This is a genomic window from Sorangium sp. So ce693 (assembly GCF_051521375.1).
GTDB classification, from domain to species: Bacteria; Myxococcota_A; Polyangia; order Polyangiales; family Polyangiaceae; genus Sorangium; species Sorangium atrum.
In genome coordinates, this window is sequence record NZ_CP150347.1 from 5,327,326 (window position 1) to 5,344,746 (window position 17,421).

The 17,421-nt window shown below is 72.2% G+C and carries 13 protein-coding genes; 6 read left to right on the forward strand and 7 right to left on the reverse strand.

Annotated features, from left to right (window positions below; translation table 11 throughout):
- Nucleotides 1-139: 139 nt before the first annotated feature.
- The 3 genes from WMF14_RS19905 to WMF14_RS19915 form a co-directional block, all read right to left on the reverse strand.
- Nucleotides 140-1,243, reverse strand: a complete 1,104-nt coding sequence (locus WMF14_RS19905) for a hypothetical protein (protein WP_437803078.1) — start codon at nucleotides 1,241-1,243, stop codon at nucleotides 140-142.
- On the reverse strand, nucleotides 1,240-2,589 hold the full coding sequence (locus tag WMF14_RS19910; RefSeq protein ID WP_437803080.1) for an RNA polymerase sigma factor: 1,350 nt from the start codon (nucleotides 2,587-2,589) through the stop codon (nucleotides 1,240-1,242). The genes WMF14_RS19905 and WMF14_RS19910 overlap by 4 nt, the downstream gene beginning before the upstream one ends.
- Before the next feature lie 90 nt (nucleotides 2,590-2,679).
- Nucleotides 2,680-3,441, reverse strand: a complete 762-nt coding sequence (locus tag WMF14_RS19915) for a hypothetical protein (protein WP_437803082.1) — start codon at nucleotides 3,439-3,441, stop codon at nucleotides 2,680-2,682.
- A gap of 274 nt (nucleotides 3,442-3,715) precedes the next feature.
- Here WMF14_RS19915 and WMF14_RS19920 point away from each other — a divergent pair, with 274 nt between their 5' ends.
- The 4 genes from WMF14_RS19920 (at nucleotide 3,716) to WMF14_RS19935 (ending at nucleotide 8,806) form a co-directional block, all read left to right on the forward strand.
- Nucleotides 3,716-4,648, forward strand: coding sequence for an AraC family transcriptional regulator (locus tag WMF14_RS19920; protein ID WP_437803084.1), 933 nt, complete (start codon nucleotides 3,716-3,718; stop codon nucleotides 4,646-4,648).
- Between the two features lie 120 nt (nucleotides 4,649-4,768).
- Nucleotides 4,769-5,620, forward strand: a complete 852-nt coding sequence (locus WMF14_RS19925; RefSeq protein WP_437803086.1) for an SDR family NAD(P)-dependent oxidoreductase — start codon at nucleotides 4,769-4,771, stop codon at nucleotides 5,618-5,620.
- A gap of 209 nt (nucleotides 5,621-5,829) precedes the next feature.
- Nucleotides 5,830-6,990: a PAS domain-containing protein gene (locus tag WMF14_RS19930; protein ID WP_437803088.1), complete on the forward strand. Its 1,161-nt coding sequence runs from the start codon at nucleotides 5,830-5,832 to the stop codon at nucleotides 6,988-6,990.
- A 208-nt stretch (nucleotides 6,991-7,198) separates the two neighbouring features.
- On the forward strand, nucleotides 7,199-8,806 hold the full coding sequence (locus WMF14_RS19935; RefSeq protein ID WP_437803090.1) for a PAS domain-containing protein: 1,608 nt from the start codon (nucleotides 7,199-7,201) through the stop codon (nucleotides 8,804-8,806).
- A 56-nt stretch (nucleotides 8,807-8,862) separates the two neighbouring features.
- On the opposite strand, the gene WMF14_RS19940 is transcribed toward WMF14_RS19935, so the two are convergent.
- The gene (locus tag WMF14_RS19940) at nucleotides 8,863-10,119 is read right to left on the reverse strand and encodes an AgmX/PglI C-terminal domain-containing protein (protein ID WP_437803092.1); all 1,257 of its coding nucleotides are present in this window, start codon (nucleotides 10,117-10,119) and stop codon (nucleotides 8,863-8,865) included.
- A 169-nt stretch (nucleotides 10,120-10,288) separates the two neighbouring features.
- On the opposite strand from WMF14_RS19940, the gene WMF14_RS19945 reads away from it, so the two are divergent.
- Nucleotides 10,289-11,164: a DNA-formamidopyrimidine glycosylase family protein gene (locus WMF14_RS19945; RefSeq protein WP_437803094.1), complete on the forward strand. Its 876-nt coding sequence runs from the start codon at nucleotides 10,289-10,291 to the stop codon at nucleotides 11,162-11,164.
- Between the two features lie 124 nt (nucleotides 11,165-11,288).
- A complete protein-coding gene (locus WMF14_RS19950) occupies nucleotides 11,289-12,047 on the forward strand; it encodes a hypothetical protein (RefSeq protein ID WP_272099041.1) in 759 nt (252 codons plus the stop codon).
- On the opposite strand, the gene WMF14_RS19955 is transcribed toward WMF14_RS19950, so the two are convergent.
- The 3 genes from WMF14_RS19955 to WMF14_RS19965 form a co-directional block, all read right to left on the reverse strand.
- Nucleotides 11,999-15,490 (reverse strand): ATP-binding protein, encoded by a 3,492-nt coding sequence (locus WMF14_RS19955; protein WP_437803096.1) that lies wholly within the window; start codon nucleotides 15,488-15,490, stop codon nucleotides 11,999-12,001. The two genes, WMF14_RS19950 and WMF14_RS19955, sit on opposite strands and share 49 nt — an antisense overlap.
- Before the next feature lie 45 nt (nucleotides 15,491-15,535).
- The gene (locus WMF14_RS19960) at nucleotides 15,536-16,633 is read right to left on the reverse strand and encodes an AI-2E family transporter (RefSeq protein WP_437330218.1); all 1,098 of its coding nucleotides are present in this window, start codon (nucleotides 16,631-16,633) and stop codon (nucleotides 15,536-15,538) included.
- 196 nt (nucleotides 16,634-16,829) lie between these two features.
- Entirely contained in the window at nucleotides 16,830-17,360 is a 531-nt protein-coding gene (locus WMF14_RS19965; protein ID WP_437803099.1) for a pyridoxamine 5'-phosphate oxidase family protein, read from the reverse strand.
- Between the last annotated feature and the right edge of the window lie 61 nt (nucleotides 17,361-17,421).

Consider the following 17,421-nt stretch of genomic DNA (forward strand, 5'->3'; position numbering starts at 1 on the left):
ATGCCGGACAAGATACGTAGAGCTGGCACGCGTTCACAACGGGCAGATTTCACGAGAGAATCGATGGCACCGAGCATTGTGGTTTCCTTCTGAAATTTCTCACCTCGTTGGCGAGGAGAGCCGGGCCCCACGAGGTCGTTCAGTACGTCGCCGTGACACCGAGTCCGAGCGCCGCGGCGACCGGAGGTGAGGACCATCGGATGGATCCAGCGATCTCCCGCCGCCCGCCTTGGCGCCGGAGCACCGCGTCCGCCACGATTGCGCTGGCCTCGGCGTATCCATGCGCGCTCCACCTGTCCGAGAGGGCCCAATCGCTGCCAAGCCGTGCTCCAACGCTGAACAGACGGTCGTCGCGTACCGTCATGTCCCACGGATATCGGGGCACGAACCGGACGAAGCCGGCGGTCGCGACCCCGCAGCCGAAGAGGTGGTGGCCGTGCAGGCAGCCCACACCAGCCGCCGTGAAGGCCCTGGTGCTGATGGTCATCTCTTTCACCTCCTGCGCCAGCGAGACGAGCCCCCGCCCTTCCACCGCGACCGACCAGTCGGGCCGGCGAACGCCGATGGATAGGGTCATGCCCGCCGCAGCCCCCGGCGTGATCCCCAGGCCGAGGGTCGCCCCGAGCCCCGCCTCCAGCCGCAAGCGTTCTGTCGGCGCTGGCGTCGCTTCCGCCAGCGGTGGCGCCTCGGCCCGGCGCGCCTGCGGAAGCGGCGTTGAAGGCGGCGGCGACGGCTCGGACGACGGCGGCGGCTCGGCTGGCGGTGGCGCCCGCTCGGGCGCGTTCAGGATCTGCGCCACGATCGCGAGGGCCACGCCGGAGAGCAGCGCCTCGCAGCCGCGCCGGGTGCTGAGGCCCTCGGCCCACCTTGTCTCGCCCGCGCTCTCGCTCTCGCGCAGGGCCATCGAGGCCGTGAGCTCCGGCCCCTCCTGCGCGATGCTGACCGTGAGCACCCGCGGCGCGTCATCCTCGAACGGATCGCCGCCGAGCCCGCGCGCCACCTCCGCGCGCAGGAGCGCCTCGTCGGCGCAGCCCTCGGCGCCGGGGCCCCGCACGACCTCCAGCCGCATCGCAGCCTGCGGCAGATCCGGCACCGCGCGCGCCGCGCCGACGCCCAGCAGGACCGTGGCCGCCGTGGCCGCGGCGACGGCGGCGCGCGCCAGCCACCTCGCGCCCCCGCGCGGACCGATGCCGCACCGGGCCAGGCGCGCACCGAGCCTCGGTCTGGCGCAGGGCCCGCTCATCGCGACGGCTCGCTCCCCGGCGCGCCCTGCGTCGGAGCGGGGAGGCGTGCCAGCGCGACCGTGCGAAGCCGCTCCCGCACGTTCTTCAGCTGGCCCCCGGGGAACCGCTCCTCGTGCACGGCGATCTGCCGGAGCGCCCCGGCCGCATCACCGGCGGTGAGGCGCTCTCGCGCCGCGGTGAGCAGCCCCAGCTCCTCCGCCAACATGTCATCGCGCTCGCTGGCCCGCGGCGCCGCCCGCGGAGCAGCAGGGCACGGGCGGTGGGGCGCCTCGGGCGCGGGAGCGACGGGCACCGGCGCCGGCGCCTCCTGCGGTGGCGTCGCTGCAAGGCAGGCGGTGCGCGCGGGCAGCAGCTCGGGCAGCACCGGCCCGAAGCGGCGAGCCCAGAGGGCCGGCGGCGGCGCGAGGGCGAGCAGCACGGCGACCGTTCCGGCGACGCCCGCCGCAGCCGACCCGAGGGCGACGGCGATCCGGCCAGGCCTCCGTGGCAGGGCCGAGATGGCAGGCGAACGCGGCGGCGGTGCCGGCGGTCCGGGCGGAGCCGGTGGCCCAGGCGCTGCCGGCGGCGGTGCCGGCGGTGCGGATGCCGTAGGCGCAGCAGGCGCCGGCGGCGGCGCCGCCCGCTCCGTGGCGCTCGCGCCGCCGTCGCGCGCCAGGAACTCCGACGCCAGCGGGAACGGGAGCCAGCACGCGCGCAGCGCCTCCCGCTGGTCCGGGCGGAGCCGCGCGACGGCGGCGCGGTAGTCCTCACGGGCCAGGCGCAGCCGGTTGGCGGCGGTGTTGTAGTTGATGCCGAGCTCGCGCGCGATCTCGACGATCGGCACCTCGCAGGCCTCGTGCAGGACGAGCAGGACCCGCCGCTCGGGGGCGATCGTGCTCAGCACGTCGATCGCGAGCTCCAGCCGCTCTCGCTCCACGACGCGCTGCTCGCTGCTCGGCGCGGGATCGACGGCCCGGCCGCGCGGCGCGGGGTGCAAGCCGTCCGGCACCTCGCGGCGGCGATAGGCGCGTTCCAGGTGCTTGCTGACCTTCCGCCACGCGATCCCGAAGAGCCATCGGGCTTCCGCGCTGCCGCGCGGGCGCCGGCCATCCCGCTGCGGCGAATCGCCGGCCGCATCCACCTCGCGCGGAGGCGACGACGAGGCGGAGGCCGGGTAGTCGGGATCGAACCGATCCAGGCTCTCGTACGCCGCAAGGAGGACGTCCTGGACCAGGTCCTCCACGTCGGGCGCGGCGACCCCAAGGAGCCGGAGCGAGCGCGGGAGGGTTTCGAGCGCTGCGGCGTGAACGGAATTCCAGGTCGCGGTGCGGGAGGCGTCAGCGGCGGGAGGAACGTGGGTGCTCATACCCAGAATTGCGGGGAGCTCTTCGGGTCTGTTTGGAAAACGCACGGCCCGGCGCACGGGGCGGAGGCGCTCCTGCGGCGAGCGTCGCGCTCACGACAGGCTGCGGCTCTCTGGCGGGATCCGCGCCGAGTGGGGCGAGATCGTTTCCATGTGGGCCAGCACCTCGGCCTGACCCCAGCGGTCGAGCGCGTCCATCTCCGCCGGGCCGAGCAGCCGGCGGATCGCCCCCCAGGTGCGCTCGAACTCGAGCGCGGACAGGTGCTGCGACAGCGCGGTGAGGGGGCTCAGGTCGGAGTCGTCGCCGCGGTACGCCGCGTAGGCCTCGGCGTCCCATCCTTCCAGCGGGAGCGCTTCCGCCTCCTCGATGCGCCGCTCCAGCGCGTCCTCGGTCTCCGCCCAGGCCCGGGCGATCTGGAGGAGCTTGGCTATCTTGTCGAGCGGCAGGCCGAAGCGCGCGACGCGGTGCTCCTTGCGGCGCGATAGCCACACGACGAGCACCTGCCACATGGTCCGCCAGTCCGGCAGCCGGTCGAGGACGAAGTAGCGCTCCTCGATCCACGCGCGGATCTGCGCCGCAGCCGCCGTGCCCTGGGAGCGCTCCACCTCGGCGAGGAACGCCGCGATGTGCACCGCGATCATGCCCTCGTAGTCCCGCTCCTCGTCGTCCAGCGCCTCGATCGCGATCTCCGCCCGGACGCAGCGGCGCGCGGCCGTCTTCACCGGCTCGACGTCGTCGATGCGGAGCCCGAGATCGGGCCAGAAGGGCGTTACCCTGTCCATGCTGAGCAGCCGGACAGCGCTCGTGTAAGCGTAGGAGACATTGAGGTCGAGGAGATCGAGGGTGGGGTTCATCGGCAGCGCAGCTCGGGTTGGCCCCGGAGCGGCCTGGGGGAGACGACATCCATGGCGACGCAACCCTACCAGCCAGCCGCATCTCGAGGCGACCTCTGAAGCGAACGCCGCCGCCTTCGCTCGCTGGAGCGTCGACCGCCGCGCGCCCGCCCTCGGACCACCGGAGAGCGCCTCTCCGGCCGGAGCCGTTCTAGACTGCGGGCATGCGATTCGAAGGCCCACGCGCTCCGGGCACGCCGCTCGCGGCCGCGATTGCCGCCTCGCGGAGGTCGTCGTGACCGAGTCCGCCCACCGGCCCGAGATCGAGCGCGCGCTCCGCTTCATCGCCGCGAACCTCGAGAGGCCCATCACGGTCGCAGACGTCGCGCGCGCGGCGCGCCTCAGCGAGTTCCACTTCCACCGGGTGTTCCACGCGGCGGTCGGCGAGCCGATCGGGCGGTTCATCACCCGGAGGCGGCTCGAGCAGTCGGCGCTGCGGCTCGCGTACGAGCCGGACCGCAGCATCATGGATGTGGCGCTCTCGTCCGGGTACTCCTCCGCGTCGAACTTCTCCAAGGCGTTTGCGGCGCACTTCGGCTGCAGCCCGTCGCAGGTGCGGAGCCCGGAGCGCGGCCTCCCCGTCGCGATCGGGAGGCTCACGTCGCTCTACGGAAAGGACTTTCGGCCGGAAGAGCTCTACACGCTCCCGCCCGAGCGCGGCGTCGACGAGCGGCGCCGCGAGGCGGCGGCGTGGAGCGCGCGGGTCCGCTTCGAGACCACGAGCGGGCTCGATTTCGCATGCCTCGCCAGCCCGGGCGGGTACGACCTCTCGGCCCTCGAGCGCCTCTGGTCGGACCTCATCGCCGCCGCCCGGCAGCTCGGGCTCTGCGAAAACGCCGTGGATGCCTGGGGCGTGCCGCACGACAGTCCGCAGATCACGGCCCCCGAGCTGTGTCGATACCACGCTTGCGTGCCCTGTCCGAAGGCCATCCCGCTGCCGCCCCCGCTCTTCCGCGGCCGGATGAGCGAGGGCCGCTACGCCGTCTTCCGCTATGCCGGCGAGGTGTCCGGGATTCCAGAGGTGTATCGCAGCATCTATTCGTGCTGGTTCAGGGAGAGCAGCCTCGCGCCCGACGACTTCACCTCCCACGAGCGCTACGTCACGGACGCGCCGAAGGACGGCCGCGTGGAGCTCGAGCTCTGGTTCAAGGTGAGGCCGCGCCGCTGACCGCAGCAATCCAGGAGAACTCCTCCGCAGCCCCGGAGATGCGACGCCGGCGCCCCCGGCCGTACGGTGTCTCGTGACCGGATGGCCCGGTCCACCCTGGAGAGGGTCGCAGGAGGCGCGATGGGAACGCTGAGCACGTCGAAACGAATCCTTGTCACCGGCGCGTCGCGCGGGATCGGACGCGCGACCGCGCTCGCGCTCGCCAGGCAGGGGCACACGGTGGCCCTCGCCGCCCGCGACGAGGGCGCGCTGAGGGAGCTCGCCGGCGAGATCGCGCGCGCGGGCGGGAAGGCCGAGGTCGCCCCGATGGATGTGACGGACGACGCGAGCGTCGAGCGAGGGATCGCGCGGCTCCTCGAGGCGGGGCCGTGCGACGTCGTGATCAACAACGCGGGATCCTGCGACCAGGCGGACTTCCTGGTACAGAAAATGGAGACCCAGCGCTCCGAGATGGATCTCAATTACTGGGGCGCGGTGCGGGTGACGCGCGCGCTCCTGCCGTCGATGCTCGCGCGCCGCGCGGGCGTCGTCGTGAACGTCTCCTCGATGCTCGGGATCGTCGCGTCGCCGACGACGGCCAATTATTCGGCGACAAAGGCCGCGCTCAACGCATGGTCGCACGCGCTCCGGGGCGAGGTCGGTCGCTTCGGCGTTCAGGTCGTCGTGTTCGTGGCGCCCCATACCGACACGGCGTCTGGCCGCCGCGTCCGCTTCGAGGGCGTGGTGAGCCTGCCTGTCGAGTACACGGTCGAGGCGCTGCTCCGGGCCGTCGATCGGGCACCCCGGCAGGCCGCGGCGAGCCCCGTCTACCGGCTCCTCCTGCGGCTCGCAGGGCTCTTTCCGGCCTTCATCGAGTCGCGGGTCGCCGCGTCGGCACGGCCGCACCTGCTGCCGAGCTATGGGGCTGGGGCGCGCGAAAAGTCCGGCGCTGCCGACGGGCTCTATCCAGGGAGCTTGAGCAACGGCCCTTGAGCCTGGCCAGGTCGAGCCGACGAGTCGGGCTCACGGCGCTGAGGGCGCGATGACCGCCCCACAGGCGCCCGCCTCAACACCGGACGGGATAGGTTGTCCATCGCACCAACATCATCCTATTGCGAGCGCGGCTTCCCAACCGCGATGCGCCTCTGATACAAGCCATGTTGTTGAGGGGGACATACGGGAGGGAAACGATGGCGAACGAAATGGACGCCACTTCGGCGCTGCTGCATACATTTCTTGCAACCTGTCCAGAGATGCTCTTCATCACGGGCGTCGATGGGGATGTGCTGCACTCGAGCGGCGCGCTCCGTCAGGCGCTGGGGGCCGGGATAGCGCATGGCAATTCGCTCACGGCGCTCGTCCATGCGGAGGATCGAGCCGACTTCGCCGCTGCCTGGACCCGGCTGAAGGAGCAAACAGAGCCGGTGCAGGTCGATGTGCGCCTGATGGACGCCCAGGGGGCGTACCGGCGCCTGACGTGCAACGCGAGCCGGGCGCCCGAAGGGGGCACGATCCACGGGTCGTTGCGGCAGGTCGACGCCGACCGCGAGAGCAGCCGGGCCGAGCCGAGCCTCAAGGAGCGGCTCCTCGACGGTCTGGCGGACAACCTCCAGGTCGCCATCTGGGCCATCGACACCCAGGGGACCGTCATCTACCACGACGGGAAGGGGCTCGATGCCGCCGGGCTCGCGAGGGGCGAGCTCCTCGGGAAGAACCTGCTCGAGCTCTATCCCGAGAAAGACCGCATCATCTTGCGGGGAGCGCTCGCCGGCGCGATGGCCCATGACCACAACACGGCGCACGGCGTCCATTGGGAGAGCTGGGTCGTCCCCGTGCTCAACAGGCGCGACGAGGTCGACGCGGTGCTCGGGTTCTCGCTCGACATCACCACGGTGAGGCGCGCGCAGGACGAGCTGCGGGCCAGGATCACCCAGATCGAGAAGCAGCAGGAGGTGATTCGCAACCTCTCCACGCCGATCATCGAGGTGTGGAACGGGGTGCTGACGCTCCCCATGATCGGCGTGGTCGACAGCGTGCGGACGGCCGAGGTGATGGACGCGCTGCTCGCGCGCATCATGGAAAAACAAGCCCATTTCGCGATCCTCGATCTGACCGGGGTCGAGGTGGTGGACACGAAGGTGGCCAGCCATCTCATCGAGCTCGTGGCGGCGATCCGCCTGCTCGGCGCCGAAGGCATCGTGGCCGGCATCAAGCCGAACGTGGCGCAGACGATGGTCGCGCTGGGGCTCGATCTCTCGACGATCGCGACGCAGCGCGATCTGCGGGCTGCCCTGAGCTACTGTATCCGGCGCATGGCGCCGCAGCCGCCGCAGGAGAACCGCGCCGGCGTGACCGCGAGCTGACGAGGGCCCCACGCGCGGCGGCCCCAGCGAAGGTCGAGCTCGCTGCGGCGCCGGAGAGCGCCTCCGGCGCGCCGCCGTCTCCCTTTTTCGGCGAATGCGGCGCACCGGGAGGGTGCAGAAGCGCGGCAACGGAGCGATGATGCGCCGGTTGTGACCGTTCAGCAGCGAGGCCGCGCTCGGCCTCGCACCGGGCTCACGGGGTGGGTGCGTGCACACGACAGCCGAAGACAGCGCAGAGACTCTCCGCATCGATCCGCGCCTCCTGATCGAGGCCCTGGACGACCCCGCGCTCGTCATCGACGCGCAGGGCGCTGTCCTGTGCAAGAACGAGCAGCTCGATCTCCTCCTGGCGGGGCTCGGGGCCCCGAGCCTGCCGCTGTCGCCGGAGGGCGATCGCGTGCTGCTGTCGCTGGCGCCCGCGGCCGCCGACGTCGCCCGGATCCAGGCGCTGCTCTCGGGCGAGGTCGATCGAGCCGACATCGACCTGCCGGACCAGGGCCCCGGCGCGCCGCGGTGGGTGCTCCGCGGGCTCGCCTGCACGATCGGCGGCGGCCGCGGCGCGCTGCTCCGCCTCGTCGATGAGGGCGAGCGCCGCGTCCGGGAGCACCAGCGCCGGTGCGCGCAGGTGGTCGAGGCGATGCACCTCGGCTGCACCTTCCTCTCCCTCGAGGCCCCGGCGGACGACCGGTCGCTCCGGTACGTCTACATGAACCGTGCTGCCGAGCGGATCGCCAGCAGGCCCACCGCGGCGATGCTCGGCCGGACCGTAGACGAGAGCGTCCCCAGCCTTCGGCAGCTCGGCATTCCTCAGCGCCTGGCGGAGCTGATCCGCAGCGGCGGCACCGACGAGAGCGAGCTGGTCCTCCCCCAGGAAGCGGGCACGCGCGTCATGACGACGTGGTCGTTCCCCGTGGGAGATCAGTGCGTCGCCGTGGTCTACGACGACGTCACAGAGCGCAGGGCGACGGAGGCGTCGCTCGACAGCACGCGCGTCCTCCTCGACGGCATCATCGAGCACCTCCCGCTCCTGCTCTTCGTCAAGGACGCTGCGGATCTCCGCTACGTGCGGGTGAACAGGAGGTTCGAGGAGTTCCACGGGCACGCGCCGGGAGAGCTGATCGGCAAGCGCCTCGTCGACTATTTGCCGCAGGCGCTGGCCGCGAAGATCGACGCCGAGAGCCGCGCCGTGCTCGCGGGGGGCGTGCCGGTCGAGGTGCCGGAGATCCGCATCCCGTCGAAGCTCCTCGGGGACCGCATCGGCCACGCCCGGTGGATCCCCATGGAGGACGCCAAGGGCAAGGGCCGTTATCTCCTCGGGCTCATCGAGGACATCACCGAGCGCAAGAAGATCGAGGACGCGAAGCGTCAGGAGTCGATCCTCCTGGAGACGCAGCGGCGGCTGCTCGAGCTCATCCAGGAGCTCTCGACGCCGAGCATCCCCATCCACCCGGGCATCCTCGTCGTCCCGCTCGTCGGCCAGATGGACAGCTCGCGCGGCGCCCAGCTCGTCGAATCGCTCGTCGCCGCGGTCGAGCGGCACCACGCCGAGTTCGTCATCATCGATATCACCGGCGTCACGTCGGTCGACAGCGCGGTGGCCAACCACCTGCTCCAGGCCACGCGCGCCGCGGGGCTGCTCGGGGCCGAGTGCAGCGTCGTCGGCGCCTCGCCCAGCATCGCCCGCACCGTGATCGAGCTCGGCATCGAGTTCGACGAGCTGGCGACGCACCGGGACCTGCAAGCCGGGTTCCGGCACGCGCTGGCGCGGAAGGGGTATGTGATCACCCCGCGCGCGCGCGTCGATCGAAAGGCCTGAGCGCGGCGGAGCCGTCCGCGCAGCGCGAGACGGCCGCTCGCGCTACCGCGCCGGCGTCACGAGCTCGGCGAGAACATGATGGGATACACCACGGTAACGACGCCGCCCTCGGGCGCCGAAAACGTGAACTTCTCGAACTCGCGCAGCACGCAGCTCACGACCGCGCGATCCGGCATGGGCGCGCTCGCGGGCGAGGGCGGGGGGCTGTTCGGCAAATCGCCCTCGGCGACCGCGGTCACCTTGCCGTCCCTGCCGATGACGAAGCGCACCGAGATCCGGCCAGCGAGGTTGGGATCACGGCGCAGCCCGGCTTCGTAGCATTTGCGCAGCTCGCCGAACCGCGCGCGCACGACGCTCCGGATCTCCTCGGGGGCCAGCCGGCCCGAGACCTCCATCGATAGCGCGCGAAACGAGGGCGGCGCCCCTGGCGGCCCGGTGAACTTGCCTTCGCGGGGGAGGGCTCGGAGCATGAGGATCTCCGGCTTCGAGGCCGGCTGTCGTCCCTTCCATTGCGGCGCGCGGCTGAGCGTGGTCGACAGGACCTCCTTGACGTCGGCGAGGCTCGCTCCTGGCACGGCGCGCAGGCCGATGCGGTCGAGGCAGGTCCGCGGCGCCTTGGCGCACGCGGCTTCTGCGAGCTCCGAGAGCGCGGCGGAGGCGCGTTCCCGCTGCGGGCCCACCGCCTCGCGCTTCACGAGCGTCCGGACGAACCCGCCGCCCTCCGAGGCGCTCGGCGGGGAGACGGTCAGCTCGAAGAGGCTCACCTCCACGTCGCGTTCGCGCACATCGACGGCGATCTCGAGCCACGGCGGCTCCGAGGCGTCCTCCCCGGGAGAGCCGGGCACGGGCGTGCGGAAACGGAGCCCGCCCGGGCCGGTGCGAAGCAGCGCCACGGGGTAGCCCGCGAAGGCCGCCGTGCGGGAGACGCTCTCGACGACGATCCAGGCGACCGATTCGTCCGCGGCGACGGCGATCTCGCCCTGCGCGGGCGCGCCGCGGTCGCTCTCGCGGGCCCGCCGCGCCTGGAGCTGCTCGAAGAGCTCATCGACCTTGGTCAGCTGGCCGAGCTCGGCGATGCTCTTCGCGTCGCCGACGAGCCGGCCGTCCAGGAGGATCTGGTGGCCTCGGATCTCGACCTCCGGCGGCGAGGCCGCGTCGTGCGGGGCCTCTGGAGCGACGGGCGGCGCCGCGGGCGCCACGGTCACGGCGATCGGACGCTCGGTCGACGCGCGCGCGCGCGGGGGAGCAGGCGCGGCGCACGCGCAGAGCGACGCTGCCAGCAGGACGACGGGGCACCAGGTCGGGTGAGGCATCGAGAGGCTCTCTCCAGGGGCGCGACGCTGAACCGCCGCGATTCGAGGATGCGAGCATACCTGTCCAGGCGAGCGCGAAGCGAGGCTGGCGATGCGGTGAGGGCCTGACTCTTCCGCTCGTGCCCCTTGCGATCCGGCCGGTCCGTACCAGAGCCTCCGGACACCGCTCATGCCTGAAGGCGACACCCTCTTCCGCATCGCCGCCGCCCTCGGCCCCGCGCTCACGGGCGCGCGCGTCGTCGCGCTGGAGCTGCCCCGGAGCGACCAGCCGTGCCGTCGGCTCGTCGGCCGCCGCGTCGAGCGCGTGGAGGCGCGCGGCAAGAACCTCCTCATTTTCTTCGACGAGGGGACCGTCCTCCACACGCACCTGCGCATGAGCGGGGCCTGGCACCTCTACCGCGAGGGCGAGCGCTGGAAGCGGTCCGAGGCGACGGCGTCGGCCATCCTCGCGGTCCCGGGCTACGTCGCCGTCTGCTTCCGCGCGCCCGTCGCGCGCTTGCTCCGCGCGAGCGCATTGCGCGGCGATCGCCTCCTCGGCGGCCTCGGCCCGGATCTGCTCGGCGGCGCCTTCGATGCCGCCGAGGCGCTCCGCCGCCTCCGCGCCCTCGACGAGGTGCCCCTCGGCGTCGCCGTCATGGACCAGCGCGTCGTCGCCGGCATCGGCAACATCTACAAGAGCGAGCTCCTCTTCCGGACGCGGCTCGACCCCTTCGCCCCGGTCCGGGCGTACTCCGACGAGGAGCTCTCCGCGATGCTCGACGCCGGCCGCCGCCTCCTGCAAAGCAATGTCGAGCCGCGAGATCCCCCCGGCATGTACCGTGGGCCGACCGCGCATTACGCGGCCACACGCACGACGCGCGCCGGCGGAGACCGCAGGAAGCCGGTCAGCGTGTACGGCCGCGAGGGGCGCGCCTGCTACGACTGCGGCGCTGCGGTCCAGATGCGCCGGCAGGGGACGATGATGCGATCGACCTACTTCTGTCCCCATTGCCAGCCGACCCGTGCCGCGCCGCCGCCGTCCGGGCCTGCTCCGTCCGCGCCATGAACTCGGCCGCCGGCGGGCGCGCTGCGGCGCGCGCAAGAACACCAGCGTTCCGGGCGATCCCGCGTCGCGCGCAACCGTGCTGCCCGGCAGACCTTTCCGGCGCTCTGAGCGTACGATCCGCTCCATGCGCCTCACCCTGCTCCTGATCCTCGCGCTCGCGCCCGGGTGCAGCAACACCCTGGACGAGCCCATCACCCCGGACAACGCCGGGAGCGCAACGCCCCCTCCGGCCCCCGTCTCCTCCTCCTCGGCAGATGCGCCGGGCTCACCACCGGAGACCGGCACCGCCGAGGCCGAGATCGACCCCCGCCTCGCCCCGCTCATCGCCGCCGCCTTCCGCGACTACAAGCCCTGGGGGCGCGTGGACGACGAGCTCCGCTGGGCGCCCTGGCTGTGCCGGATGCCGCTGCCCGGCCGCGTCCGCATGAGCGCCGCCGAGGACGGCGGCCACGCCCGCAAGCTCTACTCGGTGTTCGCCAAGCACCGCGATCGCTATCCGCTCGTCGAGGGACAGGCGCCCGTCGCCCAGCCGGTCGGGCAGGTCCTGATCAAGGAGAGCTATGTCCCCGAGCTGGTGGAGGACGGCGCGGCAGCCGCCCTCCCGGGCGCCGGCGCCACCCCGCCGGACGCCATGGATCATTTCGATCCCATCCTGCGCGACGGCGATCGCGTCTACCGCGCGTCACGCCTCGCCGGCGCCTACGTGGTGCTCAAGGTCGCGCCGGACACCCCCGGCACCGACGCGGGCTGGGTCTACGGCACGGTCACGCCCGCGGGCGAGGTGACCTCCGCCGGCCGCGTCGCCTCGTGCATGGGGTGCCACGTGAGCGCCCGTCACGAGCGCGTCTTCGGGCTCGCGCCGGCGCCGTCCGCGGCGCCCTGACGGGCTCCGGGCGCCGCGGCAGCGTCGACGACCCCGGCGAGCGCGTCCAGCGACATCGGCTTGACGAAGTGGGCGTCGAACCCTGCCGCCTCGGCGCGGCGGCGGTCCGACGCCTGCCCATACCCCGTGAGCGCGACGAGCGCGCCCGAGCACAGCCCAGCCTCCCGCAGGCGACGCGCCACCTCGTAGCCGTCCATCCCAGGGAGCCCGATGTCGAGGAGCACGAGATCGGGCCGGTGCTCGGCCGCGGCCCTCAGCGCGCGCGGGCCGTCACCGGCGATCCACACCTCTTGCCCTAGGGCCAGCAAGGCGTCGGCGAGGGTGCTGGCCGCGTCCACGTTGTCCTCGACGACGAGGACGCGGAGCTTCCTCGCCGCGGGAGACGGCTGCTCTCCGTTCTTCGAGGGCGCGGACGTCGCCCCGACGGCCGCCGCGGGGAGGCGCTCGTCCGCCGCCGCGGGCACGCGCTCGTCCGCCGCCGCGGGCGCGCGCTCGTCCGCCGCGACGGGCAGGCGCACGATGAACTCGCTGCCTTGCCCGAGCCCCGGGCTCGTCGCTTCGATGCTCCCGCCGTGGAGGGCGACCAGATCGCGGACGATGGTCAGCCCGATCCCGAGGCCGCCGGGCGCCCGATCGAGGCTGCGATCCGCCTGATGGAACAGCTCGAAGACCTGGGGCAGCACCTCCCTGGCGATCCCGATCCCGTCGTCGCGGACGCGCAACTCCACCTGGTCCCCGCGCTGCTCGACCGTCACCCCGATGTGGCCCCCGACGTCGGTGTATTTGCACGCGTTGGTGAGCAGGTTGACGAGGATCTGCTCGAGGCGGACTGGGTCCGCGAGGACGTGGACAGAGGCCGTCGGCAGCGCGAGCCGGAGCTGGTGCCGCCGCGCCTCGATCTGCTCGCGCGTCGACTCCACGGCGCGCGCCACGGCGGCGTTGACGTCGATCCGATCCTTGCGGAGCTCGATCTTCCTCCGGGTGATGCGCGACACGTCGAGCAGATCGTCCACGAGGCGCATCAAGGTCTTCGTTTGCCGCGCGATCACCTCGACGTGCGGGTCCGGCGGCTCGCCGCGGCACCTCCGCCGGATGAGCTCCACGGCCACGCAGATCGGCGCCATGGGGTTGCGCAGCTCGTGCGCGAGCATGGCCAGGAACTCGTCCTTCCGGCGATCCGCGTCGGCCAGCGCGTCCTCGACGCGCTTTCGCTCGGTGATGTCCAGGGACGAGCCGATGAACCCCAGGAACGCTCCGGCGGCGCCGAAGCGCGGTGCGCCCTGGGTCACGACCCACCGGCTCTCGCCGTCTCCGCGGACCATCCGGCATTCCAGCGTGAAGGGCTCGCGCGCCTCGATCACCGCGGCGCAGGCGTCCATGAGGAGCGGGCGCTCTTCCGCGTGCACCGCGTCGAGCCAGCCGTCCCCCAGCTCCTCTTCGAGGGAGCGCCCCGTGAAGCGCAGCCACGTCGTGTTGACGTACTCGCACCCGCCGGAGGGCCCGCACATCCAGATCATCATGGGGGCGCAGTCGGCGAGGGAGCGGAAGCGCTGCTCGCTCTCGCGGAGGCGCTCGACGTCCTCGGCGACCTGGCGGCGGAGCCTCGCGATCTCGATGCGCCCGCCGACGCGCGCGAGCAGCTCGCGGACCGAGAACGGCTTGACGAGGTAATCGTCCGCGCCCGCCTCGGCGCCGTGCACGCGCGACGCCTCCCCGGATCGGGCCGAGAGCAGCACCACGGGGACGAGCCGTGTCCTCGGATCGGCGCGCAGCGCCCCGAGGAGGCCGAACCCGTCGAGCCCGGGCATCATGACGTCGGTGAGCACGAGATCGGGCACGCGCGCCCGCGCGGCGTAGAGCGCCGCCTCGCCGTTCTCGACGGCCTCCACGGTCCACCGCGTCGCGAGGACGTCCCGGAGGTAGCTCCGCATGTCGGGGTTGTCCTCGACGAGCAGGACGTGGCCGGCGGGGCCCTCCGCCGGGCGCGCCTCTACTGCGCTTGCCGGTAACCCCAGCGGCAGCTCCGCCGGCGGCGCGGCCTCGGCGCCCCACTGCGACGCTTCCTCGACGAACGCCTGGACCGTCACGGCCGTCATGCCGAGCTCCCGCTCGGCGCCGGTGCGCTCCGCAGGCACGTGCGCGGATCCGGCGGGGATGCGAACGCTGAACGTGCTGCCCCGGCCGACCTCGCTCGTCGCGTGGACGTCGCCCATGTGGAACTGGACCAGCTCCCGCACGAGCGCAAGGCCGATGCCGGAGCCCTCGTGGCTCCGCCCGGGCGCCCCCTGGATCCGGTGGAAGCGCTCGAAGATCCGGGGGAGCTCGTCGGCGGGGATCCCCGTCCCCGTATCGCGGACCTCGAGGAGCACGTGGTCGCCGCCCCACCGGAGCGAGACCGCGATCTCGCCCTCGAACGTGAACTTGAACGCGTTCGAGACCAGGTTGAGAACGATCTTCTCCCACATCTCGCGATCGACGTAGATCGGCTCGGGAAGCGGCGGGCAGTCCACCACGAGCCGGAGCCCCGCACGCTCCACGGCCGCGCGGAACGCGCTCGCCACCTCGGCGGTCAGCGCCGAGAGGTCGAGCGCCTCGTAGGAGATCTGCAGCCGGGCGGCCTCGATCCGGGCGAAGTCGAGCAGGCTGTTCACGAGCTTGAGGAGCCGCCGCGCATTGCGGCGCGCGAGCTCGACGAGCTCGCGTTGCCTGCCGGTAAGGCCGCCGGGCGCGCCGGTCAGGAGCTCGTCGATCGGGCAGAGCATGAGCGTGAGCGGCGTCCGGAACTCATGGCTCACGTTCGAAAAGAACCTGGTCTTGAGCTCGTCGAGCCGGCTGAGCTGCTCGTTCGCGACGCGGAGCTGCTCGTTCGCGCGCTGGATCTCCTGCGCGCGGAGGAAGACCTCGGCCTCGACCCGCTCCGCCCGCGTCTTCAGCTCCTCCGTGCGCCGGGCCTGCTCGATCCCGCGCTGCTTCAGCCGGACGAACTCGGTCACGTCCTCGACGCGGTGGATGATGTACGCGACCTTGCCGTCCGGCCCGAGGAGGGGCGAGTTCAAGGGGCTCCAGTAGCGTTCCTCGAAGCCGCCTCCGTCCGCTTCGGGGCGCGGGATATCGTATTTCTGCACGGCCATGCTGTCCGGGGCGCCCGTCTGGACCACACGCTCGAACGAGGCGCGGAGGTTCCTCGTGCCGGTAGCGTGCCGCTCGTCCGGATTGTCGGGGAAGGCATCGAAGGCGTTGCGACCCAGGAGCTCCTCGCGCCGGGTGTTCGCGGCCCGGAGAAAGGCATCGCTCGCGGCGATGATCGTGAAGTCCGGACGGAGCACGACGTAATTTCCCGGGAGCCCCTCGAAAATGGCGCGGAAATCGGCGCTCGCGGGCATCGCCTGCTCGCTCTCCGATCGCTGATGCGGCTTCGTGTTCGAGATGAGGCTCTTGGACATGGGCAGATCTTCGAGAGAAGACCTGGTGCACGAGGTCGCCTATCGCTACCCGGATCTCCGCGCCCCCGCGACGCTCGGCCGCAGCAGTGAGCTTGGCGCCGGCTCGCCGCTGACAGGCGCCGTTTCTGGCGCCTCGGGCGCGGGCTCCATGATGCGCGCGACCCACGACAGTCCCTCCACGTTCTCCAGCGTGATCTTCGCGACCATCATGATGGGCACCGACAGCAACGCTCCCGCCGGCCCCCAGAGCCAGCCCCAGAAGAGCATGCCGATCAGGACGGCGAGCGGCGACAGTCCCAGGGTCCGCCCCAGCACCCGCGGCTCGAGCACGTTGCCCACCAGCAGGTTGATCAGCAGGTACCCGACCGCCACGAGGGCCGCTGTGCCGGGGCCCTGGCTGGCGAGCGCGGCGAGCACGGCCGGGATCGTCGCGACCGCGGCGCCGATGTTGGGGATGAAGTGCAGGACGAACAGGCTCGACGCCAGGAGGAGCGCCAGGTCCACGCCCAGGAGGACCAGGAGCACATAGGCGAGGACGGCGACGAGCAGGCTCGTCAGCGTCTTCACCACGAGGTACTTCTTCACCTCCCGCACGATGCGATCGACGTGCTCTAGCCCACGCGCAGGGGTCGAGAGCAGCCGCCGCACCTTCGCGCCCGCGCCGGCGCCCTCGCAGAGCGCGAAGAACACGACGAGGAGCACGACCCCCAGGCTCGACGCCGCGCTGGCGACCGTGACCGCGGCCCCGCCGAGGAGGGGGACCAGGGACGCCGTGTGCAGCGTGCGCGACAGGAACTCCGGGTTCACCGGGAAGCCGCGCTCCGTGAGCGTCATGGCGAGCGCGCCGGTCATCGAGGACATCCGGACCAGGTAGGCCGGCACCTTCTCCTCCAGCTCCACCCCGGCGATGGTGACGACCGCCCCGACGAAGACCAGGATCGCCAGGTCGACCACGAGCGCGGCCAGCGCCCCGAGGGCCGCGGGCAGCCCGCGGCGGGTCACCCAGGTCGCGATGGGCGACGAGATCGCCGCGAGCGCCACGCCGAACAGCACCGGCACGAGGAACGGCTCTGCGTAGCGCAGCCCCACGATGACGACGACCGCCGCCGCCGCGACCACGACCATCTGAGCTCGACGAGACATCGTGAAGATCCCCATGGCCAACCTCGCTGCTGACGGGTTCTCGCGTCACCTCCGCTCCGGTGGAGCGGAGCGCTGCGCAGTCCCGAGAGGAGCAAGGGATGCGCCACGCTCCGTCCCACCCGATCCACGGCGCCGGCGAGCCGGCGCGCCTCGCCGCGGATCGGCGTATCGATCCGCGGCGCGACGGCGTGGATCGCTATCGCGCGGACACCCTGGCACCGCCGGTTTGCCCGCCGTTCAGCGGCACCGCGCCGTGCTGGGCGGCGTCGGTCTTCGGGGTCGTCCCGGTGACGTACGCCTTGACCGCCTCGACAAGGAACCTGAGCCCGGCCGCGCCGTCGTTGTCCCAGTACTCGCCCTCGCGCGGGCTCACGTGGATGAGCGCGAGGGAGGGATCGTCCTTGCCCTGCGGGAAGAACACCTTCGCCTCCTCCGACCACAGCGCCTCGATCTTCGTCCGACTCCGCACGATCGAGGCGCTGCCCGACAGCGACAGGAAGCGGCGCCCCTCCTGGAGGGTCACGTTCACCTCCGGGTGGGACTCGATCTCATCGACCTTGCCCGAGTCGATGCTCGTCATGAACCAGACGTCCACGGTGTCGCTGTCGACCTTCATGAGCGCCATCGGGCGCGCCCGCAGCGCCCCCTGGCTGGCGTGCGTGACGAGCATGGCAGTCCGGAACTTCTTGAGGATCTCCAGCAGCTTCTCCCGCGATCCAGTTTCCATGGTTTCCTCCATTGAGATCGGGCGGTCAGTGCGAGATCCGGACCATGGCCCGAGCGCGCGG